This window comes from Pseudomonas sp. NPDC089734 (genome assembly GCF_044748865.1).
GTDB lineage: Bacteria > Pseudomonadota > Gammaproteobacteria > Pseudomonadales > Pseudomonadaceae > Aquipseudomonas.
Genome location: NZ_JBIVGV010000002.1, coordinates 243,132 through 263,112, shown reverse-complemented (window position 1 = coordinate 263,112; position 19,981 = coordinate 243,132). Strand labels below are relative to the sequence as shown.

Below are 19,981 nucleotides of genomic sequence, written 5' to 3'. Positions count from 1 at the left end.
TTCATCCGGGAAGGCTTCGCGAATGAATTCGCTCCTACAGTGCAGGAGCGAATTTATTCGCGACAGTGGATGGGGAACGATCCTGCGCCCCCTGCGTCATACCCTCGTCTGAGCCCGCATTCACCTGTATGCGATTTGTTTTTTGCAGGTAGTTTTCTGCCCGCTCACATCAGGAGCCCAACCCTTGTTGTCCTTTTTTTCTGGAGTCCCTTATCTGAATAGCGGGGCGTATCGTTCATGAATACGTCCATTTCCCCATCCAGTGGCCAGGTCCGCATGAATGCGCCGGTGTTCTATTTTGCCGCGAGCATCATTCTGATCTTTGGCGTTACCGTCATTGCCTTTCCACAAGCCAGCGGCGAATGGCTGTTGGCAGCACAGAACTGGGCGGCCAATACGGTCGGCTGGTACTACATGCTGGCCATGACGCTGTATCTGGTCTTCGTGGTGGTCACCGCCTTGTCCGGCTACGGCAAGATCAAGCTCGGTGCCGACCACGACGAGCCCGAATTCAGTTATCTGTCATGGGCCGGCATGCTGTTCGCGGCCGGGATCAGCATTACGCTGTTCTTCTTCTGTGTCTCCGAACCTCTGACCCACATGTTGCAACCGCCGCAAGGCGAGAGCGGAACCCCTGACGCTGCGCGCCAGGCCATGCAGTTGCTGTTCCTGCACTGGGGCCTGCATGGCTGGGGCGTATTTGCCTTCGTCGGCATGGCGCTGGCGTACTTCGCCTACCGGCACAACCTGCCGCTGGCCTTGCGCTCGGCGTTGTACCCGCTGATCGGCAAGCGCATCAACGGCCCTATTGGCTATGCCGTCGATGGTTTCGGCATCATCGCGACCATTTTTGGCCTGGGTGCCGATATGGGGTTCGGCGTCTTGCACCTGAATTCGGGGCTGGATTACCTGTTCGGTGTATCCCATACCCAATGGATTCAGGTCGGGCTGATTACCCTGATGATGGGGGCGGCGATTCTGGTGGCAGTTTCGGGTGTCGACAAAGGCGTGCGGGTCATGTCCGACATCAACATGCTGCTGGCCTGCGCCCTGTTGCTGTTCGTCTTGTTCGCCGGTCCTACCCAGCACCTGCTCAATACCCTGGTGCAGAACATCGGCGATTACCTGGGCTCGCTGCCGACCAAGAGTTTCGACGTCTACGCCTATAACGAGCCCAATGGCTGGCTGGGCGGCTGGACCGTGTTCTATTGGGCCTGGTGGATTGCATGGGCGCCTTTTGTGGGGTTGTTCATCGCACGTATTTCCCGTGGCCGGACCATCCGCGAATTTGTCTTCGGTGTACTGCTGATTCCGCTGGGTTTCACCCTCGCCTGGATGTCGATCTTCGGCAACAGCGCCATCGAACAAGTGCTCAACCACGGCATGACGGCACTGGGGCAGTCGGCTATCGACGATCCGTCGATGACCCTGTATCTGCTGCTGGAGACTTACCCCTGGAGCAAGACGGTCATTGCGGTGACGGTGTTCATCAGTTTCGTGTTCTTCGTCACCTCGGCGGATTCGGGCACGGTGGTGCTGTCCACCTTGTCGGCCAAGGGCGGGGGTCCGGATGAAGACGGTCCGAAATGGCTGCGGGTGTTCTGGGGTGTGGCCACGGCGGTGATTACCAGCGGGTTGCTGTTTTCCGGCAGTATCGATGCGTTGAAATCGGCGGTCGTGCTGACCTCGCTGCCGTTCTCGATGATTCTGCTGTTGATGATGTGGGGACTGCACAAGGCGTTCTTCCTGGAGAGCCAGCGCCAGATCGCCCAGACCTACTCCCTGGCTCCGGCGTCCGGGGCGCGGCGCGGAGGCTGGCGTCAGCGCTTGAGCCAGGCTGTGCATTACCCGTCGCGGGATGAGGTGTATCGCTTCCTCGACCAGACGGTACGCCCGGCCATTGAAGAGGTGACGGCGGTATTCGTCGAAAAAGGCCTGAGCGTCGACACACAACCCGACCCTTCAAACGACTCCGTCAGCCTGGAGATCGGCCATGGCGAAGAGAGGCCGTTCATTTATCAGGTGCAGATGAAAGGCTTCTTCACCCCCTCGTTCGCCCGTGGCGGCATGGGCTCCAAGCAGTTGAACAACCGTCGTTACTATCGTGCGGAAGTTCACTTGAGCGAAGGCAGTCAGGATTACGACCTGGTGGGTTACACCAAGGAGCAGGTGATCAACGACATCCTGGACCAGTACGAACGGCATATGCAGTTCTTGCATTTGGTTCGATAGGGTCCTGTAGGAGCGAATTCATTCGCGAACATTCGCGAATGAATTCGCTCCTACAACGATAGGTCAGGTACTTTCCCGCTCCACCAGGCTGCAATCGAGCAGGTTCAGCCGCTGGATTTCACCTTCTACAGGCAACACGCCCAGACTCTCCAGTACCCGCTGCGCGGCCAGAACACCGATCTCCAGGGCAGGCGGTTTGATGGTCGTGAGGCTGGGCATCATCATTTGTGCGAAGGCGTAATCGCCGAAGCCCATGACGGCGCAGTCTTCCGGTATCTGCAGGCCCGCCCGCTGGCTGGCGAGCAATCCGCCGGCGGCGAGGTTGTCGTTGGCGAAGAAAATGGCGTCGGGGCGGGCAGGGTTGCTCATGAGCCTGTCCATCGCCTGTTTGCCTGCCTCGAAAGGGGCCAGTCCTTCATCCGGGACGAACACCCAGGGTTTCAGGCCGAATGACTCAAGCGTGTCGATGTAGCCGTCACGGCGTTCCAGTGCGCTGAAGTCGCCCGCCATGCTGTTCTGTACGAAGGCGATGCGTCGATAGCCCTTGCCGTGCAGGTAGCGGGTGGCGGTGACGCCCACCTCGTAATGGGAAAAACCGATCTGGATCGGGCTGCGTTCAGGTTGGTGGTCCCAGGTCTCGATCACCGGGATATCGGCCTGCTCGATCATCTTCTCGGTCGCGGCACTGTGAAAACGGCTGGTCAGTACCAGGGCCGCCGGGGACCAGCCCAGAAACGCCCGTACTGCGCTTTCTTCCTGCTCGGTGGAAAAGTAACTGGACGCCAGTAATAGCTGGAAGCCGTGTTTGCTCAAGGTGTCACTGAAACCCTGAATGGTGTTGGCGAAGATCGGGCCGGAGATGTTGGGCATCACCATGGCCACGACACGGCTGCGCGCCGAAGCCAGGCCCCCGGCCACCAGATTGGGGACATAGCCCAGTTCATTGACGGCGGCGGCGATGCGCTCGCTCAGCTCGGGGGAAACCTGATCCGGCTGGTTGAAATAACGCGACACGGTAATGGCCGAAACACCTGCGTGCTTGGCCACGGCATTGATGGTCACGCGGCCTGCGCCTCGGCGTTTGCGTGTCGCAGGGATTTCGTCAGCCATGCACCGTCACTTCGTATAAAAGAAAAAAGAATATAAAAGTAATTTTTCAGTATTGGACGGTCTATGTGTCGTTTACTGATACTGGCGATGTTAGCGCTAACAATATGGTTTGTCTGCTACTCGCCACCGCGAATGCCCGGACCCGGATTAGCCAGCACTTTCAGACGTCAGTGTTTGGGCACTGACTGACCAGGGCACATATCAGGCAGGCACGTAGATGCACACAACACTTGGGGATCGCGTCAAACACAACCTTCTGGCGCAAGCCATCGGCCAGGCGAATACAGCGCGGGGACGTCGCTGCGGCCTGCTGCTGATGAGTCTGGCGGCATTGCCGCTGGCACCCGCGATGGCTGAAACCGAGGCGACGCAGAATGCCGAGGCACCCACGCTCAAGGCGGTCACGGTGACAGCCACGCGCCGCGAAGAGTCGTTGCAGAAGGTACCGGTTGCGGTTTCCGTCGTGGAAGGCGAGCAACTGGAGCGCGATAACCGCAACGGTGTTGCCAGCATCGTGCAGCAGGTGCCGACCCTGAACTTCCGCACCGGCGCTTCCAACAAGGACACGTCGCTGTTCATTCGTGGTGTGGGCACGATTTCCACATCGCCGGGCGTCGAGCCGACCGTCGCGACGGTCATCGACGGTGTCGTGCTCGGTCGTCCGGGGCAGGCGACGCTGGACCTGCTGGATCTGGAGCGCATCGAAGTCCTGCGCGGGCCGCAAGGTACGCTGTTCGGCAAGAACGCGTCGGCCGGTGTGCTTAACATCGTCACCAAGGCGCCGACCGAAGAAACCCACGGTTACATCGACCAGTCGTATTTCAGCGGTAACGAAAGCCGCACGCGTTTCGGCATTGGCGGCAGCCTGATTCCGCAGACCCTCAAGGGCTCGATCACGACCCTGTTCGGCAGTTACGACGGCAACGTCGACAACAAACTCAACGGCCATGAAGTCAACGGCTACAACCGCAAGGGCGCTCGGGGCAAGCTGGAATTCACCCCGAACGATGACATCACCTTCACCCTGGCCGCCGATTACATGGAGTCCCATGACGACGCGCCCAACGGTGTGGTCAGCAAGTCGCTGACACCCGCTTTCAGCAATGCCTTGTCGCCGGTGCGAGCCGACAGCGATAACCGCGATGTGGTCAGCGATTACCGCAGCCATGTCGATGACATCAACAAAGGGCTGTCCGGCCAGCTGGACTGGAAGCTGGGCGACTACACCCTGACGTCCATCACCGCCTGGCGTGGCTGGGACAACACTCAGTATCAGGACGGCGATCGACTCGGGACCATCACCGCTGCGTTCCCTGGCACCGAGGACAAGGGCGAGCTGGAATACAACCAGTATTCGCAGGAGCTGCGCCTGGCCTCACCGAAGGGCGAATTCCTGGAGTATGTCGGCGGCCTGTTCTACATGCATGGCAAGAGCGATGAAACCTATCAGCGCACCTTGATCACGACCACGACACAGGATCGCGGCATTGCCGACTACAGCACCACCAGCGAAAGCTATTCGGTATTTGGCGAAACCACCTTCAACTTCACGCCGGACTTCCGGGCTATCGCCGGTCTGCGCTGGACCCACGACAGGCTGGAATACGATCACCGTCGCGTGTCCACTTCGGCCACTACAGTCAGCGGCATTCAGCCGGGCACCAGCAGCTCCGGCTCTGTGGACGAGGATGGAAAATCCGGTCGGCTCGGTTTGCAGTACGACCTCAATGATGACGTGACCACGTATGTCACCTACTCGCGAGGCTACAAAGGCCCGGCCTATAACGTGTTCTTCAACATGCAGCCGCGCGATACCGATGCGCTCAAACCGGAAACGTCCAATACCTGGGAAGTCGGTATCAAGGCCAACGCCTGGAATAACCGCCTGACCACCAACCTGGCTGTGTTCCACAGCGAATACGACAACTACCAGGCGAACTTCTTCGACAGCGTGGCCGGGCAAGTGGTGACGCGCCTGATCAACGCCGGCAGCGTCAAGTCCGAAGGTGTCGAGCTCGACTATGCATTGCAGGCCACTACCAACCTGAAAATCTCGGGTGCTCTGGCGTATACCCAGGCCCGCATCGACAGCTTCGCCTGCCCGGCCGGTGCGGCGGCATCCTGCAATGTCGATGGCAAAACCCTGCCTTATAGCCCGGACTGGAAAAGCTACGTTCGCGCCGATTACACCATCCCGCTGGAAAACGGCCTGGATATCGAGCTGGGCACCGATTACAGCTGGCAAAGCGAAGTCCAGTACGACATCAGCCAGAACGCCGACACCAAGCAGGGCGCGTATGGCATCTGGAACGCGAGTGTAGCCTTGGCGGATTACAACGCAGGCTGGCGTGTAGCCCTGCTGGGCAAGAACCTGGCCGACAAATCGTATTCACCGATGCTGGCCACGGGCGGCAACTATATCTACCGCTCGGTGCCGCGTGATGACGAGCGTTATTTCGGTGTGCAGTTGCGTAAGGATTTTTGAGCCGTTGCGTGCGACAACCCTCAATGAATCGGTAAGGAGTTGGTTATGAGCAAATCTGCTCGTCAGTTGAAACTGGGCGCGTTTCTAATGGCCACCGGGCATCATGTCGCGGCCTGGCGTCACCCGGATGTACCGGCCAATGCCGGGCTGGATTTCAAGCATTACAAGCATCTGGCCAAGGTGGCGCAGGCGGCGAAGTTCGATGCGTTGTTCGTGGCCGACAGTGTGGCGGCGCCCACGGGCGATATCGCCAGCCATATGGCGCGCTCCGATCATTTCGAGCCGTTGACGCTGTTGTCGGCCCTGAGTGCCGTGACCGAGAACATTGGCCTGATCGCCACGGCGACCACCACTTATAACGAGCCTTACCACGTCGCCCGCAAGTTCGCCTCGCTGGATCATTTATCCGGCGGGCGGGTCGGCTGGAACCTGGTGACTTCCGATGCTGCTGCCGAAGCGCAGAACTTTGGTCGTGACGAGCATGTGGGGCACGCCGAGCGTTACAGCCGGGCGCGTGAGTTTCATCAGGTGGTGACCGGCCTTTGGGACAGTTGGGCGGACGACGCTTTTATCCGTGACAAGGCCAGTGGTGAGTATTACGACCCTGCCAGGCTGCATGTACTGGATCATCATGGAGAACACTTCAACGTCAAAGGCCCGCTGAACGTGGCACGCTCTCCCCAGGGCCAACCTGTGGTGGTGCAGGCGGGATCCTCCGAAGTGGGTCGGGACCTGGCGGCGCAAACGGCGGAAGTGGTGTTCACGGCGCAAACCTCTCTGGCCAGCGCCCAGGCGTTTTATGCCGACCTCAAGGGGCGGTTGAAGGCGTATGGACGCAGCACCGATTCGCTGAAAATCATGCCGGGCGTGTTCATCGTCGTCGCGGAAACCGAGGCCGAGGCGCAGGCGAAATTCGAGTCGTTCCAGTATCTGGTCGACCCGCAGGTGGGCGTGGCGCTGCTGGGCCGCATGCTGGGCAATTTCGACCTGTCGGGCTATCCGCTGGATGGGCCGTTGCCGGAGTTACCGTTGACCGACAGCGGCCAGCGCAGCCGACAACAGTTGCTGACCGAACTGGCCGACAAGGAAAACCTGAATCTGGCGCAACTGGGTCGCCGTATTGCCGGTGGGCGAGGGCACTACAGCCTGATCGGTACGCCCGCGCAGATTGCCGATGAACTGCAAGCCTGGTTCGAGCAAGGCGCAGCCGACGGTTTCAACGTGCTGGTGCCGCATCTGCCGGGTGGTCTGGAAGATGTCGCTCGCCTGCTGGTGCCTGAGTTGCAGCGTCGTGGTTTGTTTCGTACCGAATACGAAGGCTCGACCCTGCGGGAAAACCTGGGGCTGCAAAGGCCGTCGAACCGATTTGAATGATCACTGGCCTGTAGGAGCGAATTCATTCGCGAGACGTTATTAAAGGCAATGGAGCTTCTTCAGCTTCCCGGGTCTTTCGCGAATGAATTCGCTCCTACGGACATTCACAAGGAATATATCCATGAAACCACTGGCGTTCATTGCCGCGGCCCTGAGCCTGTGTGGCGTCCTCAATACCGCCACGGCCCAGGAACCGGACACGCTGCGCATCGGTTATCAGAAAGGCTCCATCACACTGGTGCTGGCCAAGGAGCACGGTTTGCTGGAGAAGCGATTCGCAAACACCCAGGTCAAGTGGATCGAATTTCCTGCCGGGCCGCAGATGCTCGAGGCCTTGAATATCGGCAGCCTGGACATTGCCTCGACCGGGGATATCCCGCCGATCTTCGCTCAGGTCGCGGGTGCGGATCTGGTTTACATCGGTGCCGAGCCGGCCAAGCCTCAGGCTGAGACCATTCTGGTGCGCAATGACAGCCCGCTCAAGAGCGTGGCGGATCTCAAGGGCCGCAAGGTCGCGCTGCAGAAGGGGTCCAGCGCACACAACCTGGTGCTGCGAGCCTTGAACAAGGCCGGTCTGGGATTCAAGGATATTCAGCCGGTTTATCTGACCCCGGCCGATGCGCGGGCCGCTTTTGAAAATGGTAGTGTCGATGCCTGGGCCATCTGGGACCCTTATTACTCCATCGCCTTGAATGAAGGTCATAGCCACGTATTGGCCAATGGTGAAGGGCTTGGTTTGTCCGGGCCGATCTACACGGCGCGTCGTGCCTATGCCGAGCGCAATGGCGATTTTGTCCAGCAGGTCTTGAATGAGTTGAGTGCTGCCGACGTGCTGACCCGCACCCGTCGGGCCGAGAGTATCGAGATTCTTTCGCGCAGCATGGGCCTGCCTGAAGCCGTGATCGGCCAGTACATCGATCATCGGCCTGAATCACCGAGCCTGCCGATTACGCCGGAAATCATCCGTGCCCAACAGGCCACCGCCGATCTGTTCTACGAGAACCGACTGGTGCCCAGGCGGGTCGATGTACAGCAGGCTGTCTGGCATCGCGAGTAACGACGAATCCATTCGCGAATGACCGAATACCCCACAAGAGAGGACTCAATGACCTATATTGCTGCCGAAAACCGTTACCACGACATGCCCTATCGCCGCACGGGCCGCAACGGTCTGGTCTTGCCAGCCCTGTCGCTGGGGCTATGGCACAACTTCGGTGACAGCACCCCCATCGATACTCAGCGCGCCATGTTGCACACGGCATTCGATCTGGGCATCAACCATTTCGACCTGGCCAACAACTATGGTCCGCCCTATGGCAGCGCCGAAATCAACTTCGGGCGTTTGCTGCGTGAAGACTTCAAGCCGTATCGCGATGAACTGATCATTTCCACCAAGGCGGGTTGGGACATGTGGCCAGGGCCTTACGGTCAGGGCGGCGGATCACGAAAGTACGTGCTGGCCAGTCTCGACCAGAGTTTGCAACGCCTGGGCCTCGATTATGTGGATATCTTCTATTCCCACCGCTTCGACCCGGACACGCCTCTGGAGGAAACCGCTGGTGCGCTGGCAACGGCCGTGCAGCAGGGCAAGGCGTTGTACATCGGTATCTCGTCCTATTCCGGCTCGAAAACCCGGGAAATCGCGGCGCTGCTGAAAGAGTGGAAGGTGCCGCTGTTGATCCATCAGCCTGCCTATAACCTGCTCAACCGCTGGGTCGAGAAAGACCTGCTCGACACCACCGAAGAGCTGGGGGCTGGTGTGATTGCCTTTACGGCTCTGGCTCAGGGGCTGCTGTCGGACAAGTACCTCAATGGCGTACCGCAGGATGCGCGGGTCAACCGTCCAGGTGGCGGCTCGTTGCAGGCTTCGCATTTATCCGAACAGAACATCGCCCATGTGCGGGCGCTCAACGAGATTGCCAAACGTCGTGGACAGAGCCTGGCGCAGATGGCACTGGCCTGGACGCTGCGCGACCCGCGCGTGACCTCTGCGCTGATCGGTGCGAGTCGCCCTGAGCAGATCATCGAGAACGTCGGTGCGCTGAAGAACCTTGAGTTCAGCCGTGAGGAACTGGCCGAGATCGATCGTTTTGCCGTGGAAGGCGGGATCAATCTCTGGGAAAAGCCATCATTGGCCACGTAGGAGCGAATTCATTCGCGAATGGATTTTTTCGCGAATGAATTCGCTCCTACGGGGGGGCTTTAGGCTTCATCCCCCTCGTCATCATCCCCGCCATCGACCTTCATGCCCAACTCCTTGATCTTGCGGGTCAAGGTGTTGCGGCCCCAGCCCAGCAGAACAGCCGCGTCGCGACGGCGTCCGGCGGTGTGCTTGAGGGCGGTTTCGATCATGATGCGCTCGAATGTCGGTACGGCGCTGTCCAGCAGGCTCGACTGACCGCGGGACAAGGCCTGATCGGCCCACTGACGCAATGCCTGCTCCCAGTTGGTGACCGGTGCGGCGTCTTGCGGCAGGCTCAGTAGTTCGGGCGGCAAATCGCTGATATGCACTTCACGACCCGAAGCCATGACCGTGATCCAGCGGCAGGTGTTCTCCAGTTGGCGAACGTTGCCAGGCCATGGCAGGTGCTTGAGGTACTCTTCGGTTTCAGCCTTGAGCAGTTTGGGCTCGACTGCCAGTTCCTGGGCGGCGCGGCTCAGGAAGTGTTTGGCCAGGGTCGGAATGTCTTCGCGACGATCCGACAGGCGAGGAATGTGGATGCGGATCACGTTCAGGCGGTGGAACAAGTCTTCGCGGAACTTGCCGGCCTGTACCAGGGTTTCCAGGTTCTGGTGCGTCGCGGCGATGATGCGCACGTCGACCTTGACCGGTGTGTGGCCACCGACCCGATAGAATTCGCCATCAGCCAGGACGCGCAACAGGCGGGTCTGGGTATCGGCCGGCATGTCACCGATTTCATCGAGGAACAGCGTGCCGCCATCGGCCTGCTCGAAGCGGCCGCGACGCAGGTTGGCCGCACCGGTGAACGCACCTTTCTCATGGCCAAACAGTTCCGACTCCATCAGATCCTTTGGAATCGCAGCCATGTTCAGGGCAATGAACGGCGAAGCCGAGCGCGGGCTGTGACGATGCAATGCATGGGCGACCAGCTCTTTACCCGTACCGGATTCACCATTGATCAACACGGTGATGTTGGAATGGCTCAGACGCCCGATGGCGCGAAACACTTCCTGCATCGCTGGCGCTTCGCCAATGATTTCCGGAGTGCGGGTCAAGGTCGGGGCGACGTCCAGGCCCTGCTGTTCCTGGGCGTGCTGATTGGCGCGCTTGACCAGCGAAACGGCTTCGTCGACATCGAACGGCTTGGGCAGGTACTCGAAGGCTCCCCCCTGGTAAGAGGCCACGGCGCTGTCCAGGTCCGAATGAGCGGTCATGATGATGACCGGCAGGCGCGGGTGTTGCTCGCGGATTCGCGCCAGCAGGTCGAGGCCACTGGCTCCCGGCATGCGGATATCGGAGATGATCACGTCCGGTTGCTGACGTGCCAGGCGGCTCATCACACCGTCCGCGCTGTCGAAGCTCTGCGTGGTCATGCCTTCCTGTTGCAAGGCCTTTTCCAGTACCCAGCGGATGGAACGATCGTCATCTACGATCCAGACAGTTTCACTACGGCTCATGTCGACGCTGCTCCTTGTTCCAACGGCAGGAAGATCGAGAAGGTGGTGTGGCCGGGATGGCTTTCACACTCGATCAGCCCCTGGTGCTGGCTAATGATGTTCTGGGTGATGGCAAGACCGAGCCCCGTACCATCCGGGCGGCCACTGACCATGGGATAGAAAATGGTTTCCTGAAGTTCGGCCGGAATACCGGGGCCGTTGTCGATGATTTCGATCTTGCTCACCAGACGGTGCCGAATGTGCCCGATGGTGAACTGGCGCATGGCGCGAGTACGCAGGGTGATTCGCCCCAGGCGCAGCTCGTTCTTGCCACTGATGGCCTGCATGGCGTTACGCACGATATTGAGTACGGCCTGGATCATTTGTTCACGGTCGATCAAGACGTCGGGAATACTTGGATCATAGTCGCGCACCAAGGTGATGCATCCCTGACTTTCGGCTTCCACCAGACTGCACACCCGCTCGAGCACTTCATGCACATTGGTCATGGCCAGCGAGGGCAGCTTGTTGGAACCCAGCATCCGGTCCACCAGATTACGCAGGCGGTCGGCCTCTTCAATGATGACGTTGGTGTAGTCCTTGAGGCTTTCTTCCGGCAGTTCGCGGGACAGCAACTGTGCTGCTCCACGGATACCGCCCAGCGGGTTCTTGATTTCGTGAGCCAGGCCACGCACCAGCATCTTGGTGGTTTCCTGCTTGGACAACTGGGCTTCTTCCTTGGTGATACGCAACAGGCGATCGCGAGGATGAACTTCCAGCAGCAACAGGGTGACGCCCTTGTTGAGAATCGGGGTGACCGCGTAGTCGACGGTCAGCGTCTGGCCGGTCAACGCGGTGAGCATGGCTTCGCGCTTGGTAAACGGATGGGCCTGTTCTACGGCCTGACGAAGCGAACTCAGTGCTTCGGCGGACTCGGTGAACAGCTCGCTGATGAATTGTCCATGGCTGCGCTGACCGCTGATGGCCAGCAGCATTTCAGCTGCCGGGTTCATGTACTCAAGGCGCAGGTCGGCGTTGAGCAGAATGGTGGCAGTGGTCAGGTTGTCCAGTAACAAACGGTGCAGCGCGTCGCTGATAGTCATGAATCTTGTTGACCTCTTTTGGCACATTGCAATTGCGGAGGTACAGACGCTGACCGGTTCTGGCCAGCATGAGCAAAGCCACTGATGCGGTGCTTAATAGGGTGCTGTGCCAGCGAAGTTGCAAGAACCAAACCAAGGCTCCGAAAAGAAGCGTTTGATTCGCAAAATCGGGCCTCTTTTGGATCGGTGCTCACATAAAGCGCCGCCTGACAGCCCTTTTTGAACCAGATTGGGCTGTCCTGATGCGTGGTAGATCACATGATGCACCATTAAGGTGCTTTATGGAGGGGGAGCGTTTGTTTGCTTAAAAGAAAGGCAGGATGCTGCTTTCTTCTTCTGGTTTGTCTTTGAGCGGACATTCGGGACGTACGCCGTATTCATTCAGCTTGCAGGGGTTGGCGGCGCGTTTTTGTGCCAGCGAGATACGCAGCATGTGGAAGGGCTGGTTGGGCGTTTTTTCCAGCACGCGGCCAAGCTCGTCGAAGATTTCTACCGACAGCTGATGCGTGCCCCTGTCGATATTGCTCAGCGAAAATACCGGGCTGCGTCCAGGCTGGCCCACGACCTGCCCATCCAGCAGCAGGCGATAGTTATGGCCGGGTTGCAGGGCGGGTTCGCTGGTGACGGTCACGATCATGTCGCCACTTTGGCTGCGTACGGCCGTATCCGGCTCGGGCGCCAGAATCCGGAGCAATTGATAATGAAAGATCGCTTTGACCTTGGGCTTTGGGGGGCTGACGGTTCGGGTGGGGGGAGAACCCGTCATGTTGTTGCTGGGTGGAATCTCCACGCGCTTGGCATTCTTGTGGGGCTGATCGGTAAACACCCGATTGCCGTTGGCATCGATGTAGGTATAGACATCGGCTGTGGCGGGCAGGATCGACATCAATGACAGGCATGCCAGCAGGCAGCGCACGACTTGCATCTCAAGGTCTTCCGATATGGACGCGTTGTACCGTCAGGGTGATGGTCGGGCTTTGCTGGATGATGCGCTCCCCGTCTTTCACCACAACGGCAAAGCTGTGCTCGCCGCGATCGATGTTCACGACCTGAAGGCGGGGTACATTGGACGGTTGCCCGTAAGGGTTTCCATCGACCAGTAATTGCAATTGATGGGGTTGTTGCAGGCGAGGTTGAATCCTGACGCCGACAGTAAAGGTGCCGTTGTTGGCCCGTAATGCTTCGTCGGTTGGCAGGTCGGTCAGTTCCAGTGTCGGGTAGGCGATTGCCTGAGGCAGGTTGAGCTGCCGTTCCTGAGGGACGGGAGCGGTATTCTTGGGTGCCTGTAACGTCTCGACACTGTTGAGCGGTGGCAGCACAACGGCCTCGGCCTTTGTCCCGTCCGGAGGCTGGTTGCTGTAAGCCGTATTGCCGTTGGCGTCGGTGTATTTGTAGATCTGCGCAGCCACTGGCCATGTTGTAAACAGCAGCAGGCAGATAAGGCAAAGGCGCATGAAGGCTCCAGTGACGGGATAAAGGCAGGGAAGGCGGCTGCCACTTTATTGAGATAACGGTGTTCCAACGGCTCCAGCATAGAACACAACCAGTTCGACCGGAGAGTCCCCGGTCGCGCCGCGGTGAATGATATCCACCATTTCGGCCAGCGTGTCACCTGCTTTGAGGCGAATGGATTTGCCCCCTTTCTTGGCCTGTACCTTCAGTTCGCCGGAAAGCACATAGGCCGCGTTGGGAATCGGGTGTTTATGCCATTTGAGTGTGGTGTTCGCCGGGATAGTGATCTTGAGGATGCTCAATTCCGGCTGGCCCTTCGGGTAGGCCCTGTAGGACGTCCCGTCCCATGACTGAGTGGACTGAAGCAGGATCTGTGATGTGGGTTGTCCCTTGTTCTCCATGGGGCTGTCGGCGAAGGCGACATGGCTGGATAAAAGGCAGGTGGCGAGTAACAGGGAAATGATGTTCATGGAGACCTCGATTTTGCGAAGCATCGGCTTCAATGCGAAAACACGAGAATTCCAAAAAAGTCGGGCTGTAAGGCGCTAAGTATTTATTACCAGTCCGTAAAAAACGCGGACATGAAAAAGGCCTCCCGAAGGAGGCCTCATTGACGCCATCAATGCTGGCGCTACTGGATCAGCAGCTGTAGTACAGCTCGTATTCCAGTGGGTGTACGAAGGTGCGAACCTTGATTTCTTCTTCGCTTTTCAGCTCGATGTAAGCGTCGATGAAGTCGTCGCTGAAAACGCCGCCTTTGGTCAGGAACGCACGACCTTTGTCCAGCTCTTCCAGGGCTTCTTTCAGGCTGCCGCAAACTTGTGGGATCTCTTTGGCCTCTTCAGGCGGCAGGTCATACAGGTTCTTGTCAGCTGCATCGCCAGGGTGGATCTTGTTCTGGATGCCGTCCAGGCCAGCCATCAACAGGGCAGCGAATGCCAGGTACGGGTTGGCTGCCGGATCCGGGAAGCGTGCTTCGATACGACGGCCACGTGGGCTGGAGACGTAAGGAATACGGATGGAAGCGGAACGGTTACGAGCCGAGTAGGCCAGCATCACTGGAGCTTCGAAGCCTGGGACCAGACGCTTGTAGGAGTTGGTCGACGGGTTGGTGAAGCCGTTCAGTGCCTTACCGTGCTTGATGATACCGCCGATGAAGTACAGAGCGGTGTCGGACAGACCGGCATAGCCTTCGCCTGCGAAGGTGTTCTTGCCTTCTTTGGCGATGGACATGTGGACGTGCATACCCGAACCGTTGTCGCCGTACAGAGGCTTCGGCATGAAGGTAGCGGTGCGGCCGTAAGCGTCGGCAACGTTGTGTACGCAGTATTTCAGGGTCTGAACTTCGTCAGCCTTTTTAACCAGCGTGTTGAATTTCACGCCGATTTCGTTCTGGCCGGCAGTTGCCACTTCGTGGTGGTGAACTTCCACGACCTGGCCCATTTCTTCCAGAGCGTTGCACATTGCGGTGCGGATTTCGTGGTCGTGGTCGACCGGTGGAACCGGGAAGTAACCACCCTTGACGCCAGGACGGTGGCCCTTGTTGCCGCCTTCGACGTCGCCGTCGGTCATCCAGGAAGCCTGTTCGGAGAAGATCTTGAACATGGAGCCGGAGATGTCGGACTTGAATTTCACTTCGTCGAAGACGAAGAATTCTGGCTCCGGACCTACGAATACGGTGTCACCGATACCGGTGGACTTCAGGTATTCCTCGGCGCGGTGGGCGATGGCGCGTGGGTCGCGATCGTAGCCTTGCATGGTCGACGGCTCGATGATGTCGCAGACCAGGATCAGGGTAGGCTCTTCGGTGAACGGGTCGAGAACGGCGGTTTCATCGTCCGGCAGCAGGATCATGTCGGAAGCTTCGATGCCTTTCCAGCCAGCAATGGAGGAACCGTCGAACATCTTGCCGACTTCAAAGAAGTCATCATCCAGCGCATCGCGAGCTGGCATGGTCACGTGCTGCTGCTTGCCTTTGGTGTCCGTGAAGCGCAGATCAATCCATTTAACGTCATGATCTTTGATGAGTTGAACCGACTTCGACATGGTGTCCTCCGGGTGGCTAGGGCCTGGTTATAGTTTTGGCCCCTTAAATTTGGGTGATGCCGGCGCAGATACTCTGCCAAGGCAACCTGCCTCACAAGGGAGCAATTTGCATGCCAGTGCCCTGAGTTGGGTTTTTTGCCTGAAATGCAGGCTTTTCGGGTGCGAAAAGCGGATTGAGGCTAAAAACGCGCACCTTTATGGTGCTTTAAAATGATGCGAGGATCGTTTTTGGTGCGCTGATGATTGGTAGTGCGATAACTGGTTAAACCTTGAGCAATTTCCGCTATAATCCGCGCCCCCCTTTTTCGGCCGGCACCTCACGCACTGTTTCCATGAAACTAATCGTTAAAGTTTTTCCCGAAATCACCATCAAAAGCCCGCCGGTGCGCAAGAAGTTCATCCGCCAGCTGGCCAAGAACATTCGTATCGTGCTCAGGGATCTGGACGCGGACATTGTCGTGGGTGGCGTATGGGATAACCTTGAGGTCGAAACAAGGCTGACCGATCCGAAAATCCTGCAGGGCATCACCGAGCGCCTGAGCTGCATGCCGGGCATTGCCAACTTTCTGCAGGTGGCTGAATACCCGCTGGGCGACATGGACGACATCGTTGCCAAGTGCCGGATGCATTATGGCGATCTGCTGCCCGGCAAGATGTTTTCCGTGCGCTGCAAGCGCGCAGGTCGACACGACTTCAGCTCCATGGACGTCGAGAAGTACGTCGGCAGCAAACTGCGCATGCAGTGCGGCGCCGCCGGAATCGAACTGCGCAAGCCCGAGCTCGTGGTGCGCATGGAAATCCGCGACCAGCGCCTGTTCGTCATTCATGACCAGCATCAGGGCCTGGGCGGTTATCCGCTGGGTGCTCTGGAGCAGACACTGGTGCTGATGTCCGGTGGTTTCGACTCCACCGTTGCCGCTTATCAGATCATGCGTCGCGGCCTCATGGCACACTTCTGCTTCTTCAATCTGGGCGGTCGTGCCCATGAGCTGGGCGTGATGGAAGTCGCCCACTTCATCTGGAAGAAGTACGGCAGTTCCCAGCGCGTGCTGTTCGTCAGCGTGCCTTTCGAGGAAGTTCTGGGAGAAATTCTGCAGAAAGTCGATAACAGTCATATGGGTGTAGTTTTGAAGCGTATGATGTTACGCGCTGCCTCATCTGTTGCCGACCGTCTCGACATCGATGTGCTGGTGACCGGGGAAGCGATTTCGCAGGTGTCCAGCCAGACACTGCCGAATCTCTCGGTGATCGACTCGGCTACCGAGAAACTGGTGTTGCGACCTTTGATCGCGAGCCACAAGCAGGACATCGTCGATCAGGCGACGGAAATCGGCACCGCCGACTTCGCCCGACACATGCCTGAATATTGCGGGGTGATTTCGGTCAACCCCAAGACCAACGCCAAGCGCAACCGCGTTGAGTACGAAGAGCAACAGTTCGACATGGCGATTCTCGAGCGAGCGCTCGAGCGCGCCAGGCTGGTGACCATCGATCGGGTGATCGATGACCTGAGCCAGAGCGTTGAAATCGAGGAAGTCAGCCAGGCGCTGGCAGGGCAGGTCATCATCGACATCCGCCACCCGGATGCTCAGGAAGACCAGCCGCTGCAAGTTCCAGGCATCGAGATACAGACGTTGCCGTTCTATGCATTGAACAGCCGTTTCAAGGAGCTGGATAACACGCGCCAGTACCTGTTGTATTGCGACAAAGGCGTCATGAGTCGCCTGCATGCTCATCATTTGCTCAGTGAGGGGCATGCCAATGTGCGCGTATATCGACCGAGCTAAGTGCCCGGGGCTGTTTGCCTGTGGCTTGCGTCACCGGCCCCCCGACAGCAGTCGTCAAGCCGTAACGGCTTTTGCCGACTCCATGTTAATTGCTGCCTGAAACCAGTCAGCTGACCGAATCCTCTGATCGAGATACACAAGTGATCGAAAATCTACGTAACATCGCCATCATTGCTCACGTTGACCATGGTAAAACGACCCTGGTAGACAAACTGCTGCGTCAGTCCGGCACTCTGGAGCGTAACGAGCTCAACGACGAGCGCGTCATGGACTCCAATGACCAGGAAAAAGAGCGCGGTATTACCATTCTGGCCAAGAACACCGCGATCCGTTGGGGCGAGTACCGCATCAACATCGTGGACACCCCGGGCCACGCCGACTTCGGCGGTGAAGTAGAGCGTGTGATGTCGATGGTCGACTCCGTTCTGCTGCTGGTCGACGCTCAAGACGGCCCTATGCCGCAAACCCGCTTCGTGACCAAGAAGGCGTTCGAAGCCGGTCTGAAGCCAATCGTCGTCATCAACAAGGTTGACCGTCCGGGCGCACGTCCTGACTGGGTTCTGGACCAGATCTTCGACCTGTTCGACAACCTGGGTGCCACCGACGAACAGCTGGACTTCAAAGTCGTCTACGCGTCGGCCCTGAACGGTATTGCCGGTCTGGATCACACCGACATGGCGGAAGACATGAGCCCGCTGTACCAGGCTATCGTTGACCACGTACCGGCTCCTGCCGTTGACATCGACGGTCCTTTCCAGATGCAGATCTCCGCTCTGGACTACAACAGCTTCCTGGGCATCATCGGTGTTGGCCGTATCGCTCGCGGTCGCGTCAAGCCGAACACTCCGGTTGTCGCCATCGACACCGAAGGCAAGAAGCGCAATGGCCGTATCCTCAAGCTGATGGGTCACCACGGTCTGCACCGTATCGACGTTGAAGAAGCGACTGCCGGCGACATCGTCTGCATCAGCGGCTTCGAAGAGCTGTTCATCTCCGACACCCTGTGCGACCCACAGAACGTTGAAGCGATGAAGCCTCTGACCGTCGACGAGCCAACCGTTTCCATGACCTTCCAGGTCAACGACTCGCCTTTCTGCGGTAAAGAAGGCAAGTTCGTCACCAGCCGTAACATCAAGGAACGTCTGGACAAGGAACTGCTGTACAACGTTGCACTGCGCGTTGAAGAAGGCGACTCCGCTGACAAGTTCAAGGTTTCCGGCCGTGGTGAGCTGCACCTCTCGGTTCTGATCGAAACCATGCGTCGCGAAGGCTTCGAGATGGCTGTAGGCCGTCCTGAAGTAATCATCCGCGAAGTCAACGGTGCCAAGCAGGAACCGTTTGAAAACGTCACCATCGACATCCCTGAAGAATCCCAGGGCAAGGTCATGGAAGAAATGGGTCTGCGTAAAGGCGACCTGACCAACATGGCGCCGGATGGCAAGGGCCGTGTACGTCTGGAATACAACATTCCAGCGCGTGGTCTGATCGGTTTCCGTAACCAGTTCCTGACCCTGACCAACGGTGCAGGCATCCTGACCTCGATCTTCGATCGCTACGACACCATGAAGTCCGGCCACATGTCCGGTCGTCAGAACGGCGTACTGGTTTCGGTCGAAACCGGCAAGGCTCTGACCTACTCCCTGGAAACCCTGCAGGCTCGCGGCAAACTGTTCATCGAGCACGGTCAGGACATCTACAACGGTCAGATCATCGGTCTGAACAGCCGTGACAACGACCTGGGCGTGAACCCGACCAAAGGCAAGAAGCTCGACAACATGCGTGCTTCGGGCAAGGACGAAACCATTGCTCTGGTTCCGCCAGTTCGCTTCACTCTGGAACAGGCTCTGGAATTCATCCAGGACGACGAGCTGTGCGAAGTGACGCCGAAGTCGATCCGTCTGCGCAAGAAGATCCTCGACGAAGGCGAGCGTACCCGCGCTGCCAAGAAAGCCAAGAACTGAGTAATCGGTTAACAGGCTGAAAACAAAACGCCCCCGGTCGAAAGGCCGGGGGCGTTTTTTTATGCCTCCGCGTAGGAGCGAATTCATTCGCGAAGGGCCAGTACATCCGGCAGATACAGGTCGTTTGAAATGCCGTTTTCGCGAATGAATTCGCTCCTGCGGGGCCGGGGTGCTACACCGGCAGTCGCCTTGCGCATTTTTGCCTACGCTAAACCGGTAACCCCCGGTATGATCGCGCGCCCGATACACCCGGAAGCCTGAAGAAAAATGAAATCCACCTTGATCGCAGCCGCAGAAATCGACCGTCTCGATACCTGGGCCAAATACTCCAGCCACATGTGCGGTGGCTGCATTTCCAGCTGCTGTACCTTGCCGGTCGAAGTGAAGATCAAGGACCTGATCCGCATTGGCATCGTCGATGAGTTCGAGCAGGGCGAGCCCGCCAAGAACATCGCCAAGCGTTTGCAGAAGGAAGGGATTGTCGAACGCTTCAACCAGAAGTCCGGGATCTTCACCCTTCAGCGCATGAGCAATAACGACTGCCTGTATCTGGATCGCAAGAGCCGCCTGTGCACCATCTATGACAAGCGTCCGGACACCTGTCGCAATCACCCGAAAATCGGCCCGCGCCCAGGCTATTGCGCGTACAAGCCCAAGGCTGTGGAGCGTAACAGCAGCAGTGCGCTGAACCAGAATTCAGGGCGAGTGCCGCTGAAGTTCTGATCCACTGCACGTAGGAGCGAATTCGTTCGCGAAAAACATCCCGACGATACATCTCTTGCGGATGTACCGGCTTCTTCGCGAATGAATTCG

General features: G+C 58.4%; 15 protein-coding genes. 8 read left to right on the top strand and 7 right to left on the bottom strand.

The annotated features are described in order from the left end of the window. Positions 1 to 276: 276 nt before the first annotated feature. Positions 277 to 2,232, top strand: a complete 1,956-nt coding sequence (gene betT, locus ACIPY9_RS03870; protein ID WP_400697415.1) for a choline transporter BetT — start codon at positions 277 to 279, stop codon at positions 2,230 to 2,232. Positions 2,233 to 2,295: 63 nt separating this feature from the next. Here the strand turns inward: betT and ACIPY9_RS03865 are convergent, their stop codons facing one another. Then, positions 2,296 to 3,342 (bottom strand): LacI family DNA-binding transcriptional regulator, encoded by a 1,047-nt coding sequence (locus ACIPY9_RS03865; RefSeq protein WP_400697146.1) that lies wholly within the window; start codon positions 3,340 to 3,342, stop codon positions 2,296 to 2,298. A 217-nt stretch (positions 3,343 to 3,559) separates the two neighbouring features. Here ACIPY9_RS03865 and ACIPY9_RS03860 point away from each other — a divergent pair, with 217 nt between their 5' ends. The 4 genes from ACIPY9_RS03860 (at position 3,560) to mgrA (ending at position 9,344) form a co-directional block, all read left to right on the top strand. Continuing rightward, complete coding sequence (locus tag ACIPY9_RS03860; protein WP_400697145.1) at positions 3,560 to 5,827, top strand: TonB-dependent receptor; 2,268 nt, start codon at positions 3,560 to 3,562, stop codon at positions 5,825 to 5,827. Between the two features lie 45 nt (positions 5,828 to 5,872). Then, positions 5,873 to 7,201: an LLM class flavin-dependent oxidoreductase gene (locus ACIPY9_RS03855; protein ID WP_400697143.1), complete on the top strand. Its 1,329-nt coding sequence runs from the start codon at positions 5,873 to 5,875 to the stop codon at positions 7,199 to 7,201. Between the two features lie 121 nt (positions 7,202 to 7,322). Continuing rightward, positions 7,323 to 8,258, top strand: coding sequence for a sulfonate ABC transporter substrate-binding protein (locus ACIPY9_RS03850; RefSeq protein ID WP_400697141.1), 936 nt, complete (start codon positions 7,323 to 7,325; stop codon positions 8,256 to 8,258). Between the two features lie 48 nt (positions 8,259 to 8,306). Beyond that, positions 8,307 to 9,344: an L-glyceraldehyde 3-phosphate reductase gene (gene mgrA / locus ACIPY9_RS03845; RefSeq protein ID WP_400697139.1), complete on the top strand. Its 1,038-nt coding sequence runs from the start codon at positions 8,307 to 8,309 to the stop codon at positions 9,342 to 9,344. Between the two features lie 59 nt (positions 9,345 to 9,403). On the opposite strand, the gene ntrC is transcribed toward mgrA, so the two are convergent. From ntrC to glnA, 6 genes are all read right to left on the bottom strand, one after another. Continuing rightward, on the bottom strand, positions 9,404 to 10,840 hold the full coding sequence (gene ntrC, locus ACIPY9_RS03840) for a nitrogen regulation protein NR(I) (protein ID WP_400697138.1): 1,437 nt from the start codon (positions 10,838 to 10,840) through the stop codon (positions 9,404 to 9,406). Beyond that, positions 10,837 to 11,922: a nitrogen regulation protein NR(II) gene (gene glnL / locus ACIPY9_RS03835; protein ID WP_400697137.1), complete on the bottom strand. Its 1,086-nt coding sequence runs from the start codon at positions 11,920 to 11,922 to the stop codon at positions 10,837 to 10,839. Before glnL ends, ntrC begins: the two co-directional genes overlap by 4 nt. A gap of 304 nt (positions 11,923 to 12,226) precedes the next feature. Next, positions 12,227 to 12,847, bottom strand: coding sequence for a DUF4124 domain-containing protein (locus tag ACIPY9_RS03830; protein WP_400697136.1), 621 nt, complete (start codon positions 12,845 to 12,847; stop codon positions 12,227 to 12,229). 1 nt (position 12,848) lies between these two features. Then, entirely contained in the window at positions 12,849 to 13,376 is a 528-nt protein-coding gene (locus ACIPY9_RS03825; RefSeq protein WP_400697135.1) for a DUF4124 domain-containing protein, read from the bottom strand. Positions 13,377 to 13,421: 45 nt separating this feature from the next. Then, positions 13,422 to 13,844: a cupin domain-containing protein gene (locus tag ACIPY9_RS03820; RefSeq protein WP_400697134.1), complete on the bottom strand. Its 423-nt coding sequence runs from the start codon at positions 13,842 to 13,844 to the stop codon at positions 13,422 to 13,424. A gap of 169 nt (positions 13,845 to 14,013) precedes the next feature. Next, positions 14,014 to 15,420, bottom strand: a complete 1,407-nt coding sequence (glnA, locus tag ACIPY9_RS03815; protein WP_400697132.1) for a glutamate--ammonia ligase — start codon at positions 15,418 to 15,420, stop codon at positions 14,014 to 14,016. A gap of 332 nt (positions 15,421 to 15,752) precedes the next feature. On the opposite strand from glnA, the gene thiI reads away from it, so the two are divergent. The 3 genes from thiI to ACIPY9_RS03800 all read left to right on the top strand — a co-directional run bounded on the left by thiI (position 15,753) and on the right by ACIPY9_RS03800 (position 19,891). Then, positions 15,753 to 17,207 carry a tRNA uracil 4-sulfurtransferase ThiI gene (gene thiI / locus ACIPY9_RS03810; protein WP_400697131.1) on the top strand — a complete coding sequence of 485 codons (1,455 nt, stop codon included), beginning with the start codon at positions 15,753 to 15,755 and terminating at the stop codon, positions 17,205 to 17,207. A 140-nt stretch (positions 17,208 to 17,347) separates the two neighbouring features. Further along, entirely contained in the window at positions 17,348 to 19,168 is a 1,821-nt protein-coding gene (gene typA, locus ACIPY9_RS03805) for a translational GTPase TypA (RefSeq protein ID WP_400697129.1), read from the top strand. A gap of 267 nt (positions 19,169 to 19,435) precedes the next feature. Beyond that, on the top strand, positions 19,436 to 19,891 hold the full coding sequence (locus tag ACIPY9_RS03800; RefSeq protein WP_400697128.1) for a YkgJ family cysteine cluster protein: 456 nt from the start codon (positions 19,436 to 19,438) through the stop codon (positions 19,889 to 19,891). Positions 19,892 to 19,981: the final 90 nt, after the last annotated feature.

What these genes read in the sequence shown, in the direction of transcription:
- betT (WP_400697415.1), top strand. Translation starts at nt 277, where the DNA reads ATGAATGCGCCGGTGTTCTATTTTGCCGCGAGCATCATTCTGATCTTT.
- ACIPY9_RS03865 (WP_400697146.1), bottom strand. Translation starts at nt 3,342, where the DNA reads ATGGCTGACGAAATCCCTGCGACACGCAAACGCCGAGGCGCAGGCCGC.
- ACIPY9_RS03860 (WP_400697145.1), top strand. Translation starts at nt 3,560, where the DNA reads ATGCACACAACACTTGGGGATCGCGTCAAACACAACCTTCTGGCGCAA.
- ACIPY9_RS03855 (WP_400697143.1), top strand. Translation starts at nt 5,873, where the DNA reads ATGAGCAAATCTGCTCGTCAGTTGAAACTGGGCGCGTTTCTAATGGCC.
- ACIPY9_RS03850 (WP_400697141.1), top strand. Translation starts at nt 7,323, where the DNA reads ATGAAACCACTGGCGTTCATTGCCGCGGCCCTGAGCCTGTGTGGCGTC.
- mgrA (WP_400697139.1), top strand. Translation starts at nt 8,307, where the DNA reads ATGACCTATATTGCTGCCGAAAACCGTTACCACGACATGCCCTATCGC.
- ntrC (WP_400697138.1), bottom strand. Translation starts at nt 10,840, where the DNA reads ATGAGCCGTAGTGAAACTGTCTGGATCGTAGATGACGATCGTTCCATC.
- glnL (WP_400697137.1), bottom strand. Translation starts at nt 11,922, where the DNA reads ATGACTATCAGCGACGCGCTGCACCGTTTGTTACTGGACAACCTGACC.
- ACIPY9_RS03830 (WP_400697136.1), bottom strand. Translation starts at nt 12,847, where the DNA reads ATGCAAGTCGTGCGCTGCCTGCTGGCATGCCTGTCATTGATGTCGATC.
- ACIPY9_RS03825 (WP_400697135.1), bottom strand. Translation starts at nt 13,376, where the DNA reads ATGCGCCTTTGCCTTATCTGCCTGCTGCTGTTTACAACATGGCCAGTG.
- ACIPY9_RS03820 (WP_400697134.1), bottom strand. Translation starts at nt 13,844, where the DNA reads ATGAACATCATTTCCCTGTTACTCGCCACCTGCCTTTTATCCAGCCAT.
- glnA (WP_400697132.1), bottom strand. Translation starts at nt 15,420, where the DNA reads ATGTCGAAGTCGGTTCAACTCATCAAAGATCATGACGTTAAATGGATT.
- thiI (WP_400697131.1), top strand. Translation starts at nt 15,753, where the DNA reads ATGAAACTAATCGTTAAAGTTTTTCCCGAAATCACCATCAAAAGCCCG.
- ACIPY9_RS03800 (WP_400697128.1), top strand. Translation starts at nt 19,436, where the DNA reads ATGAAATCCACCTTGATCGCAGCCGCAGAAATCGACCGTCTCGATACC.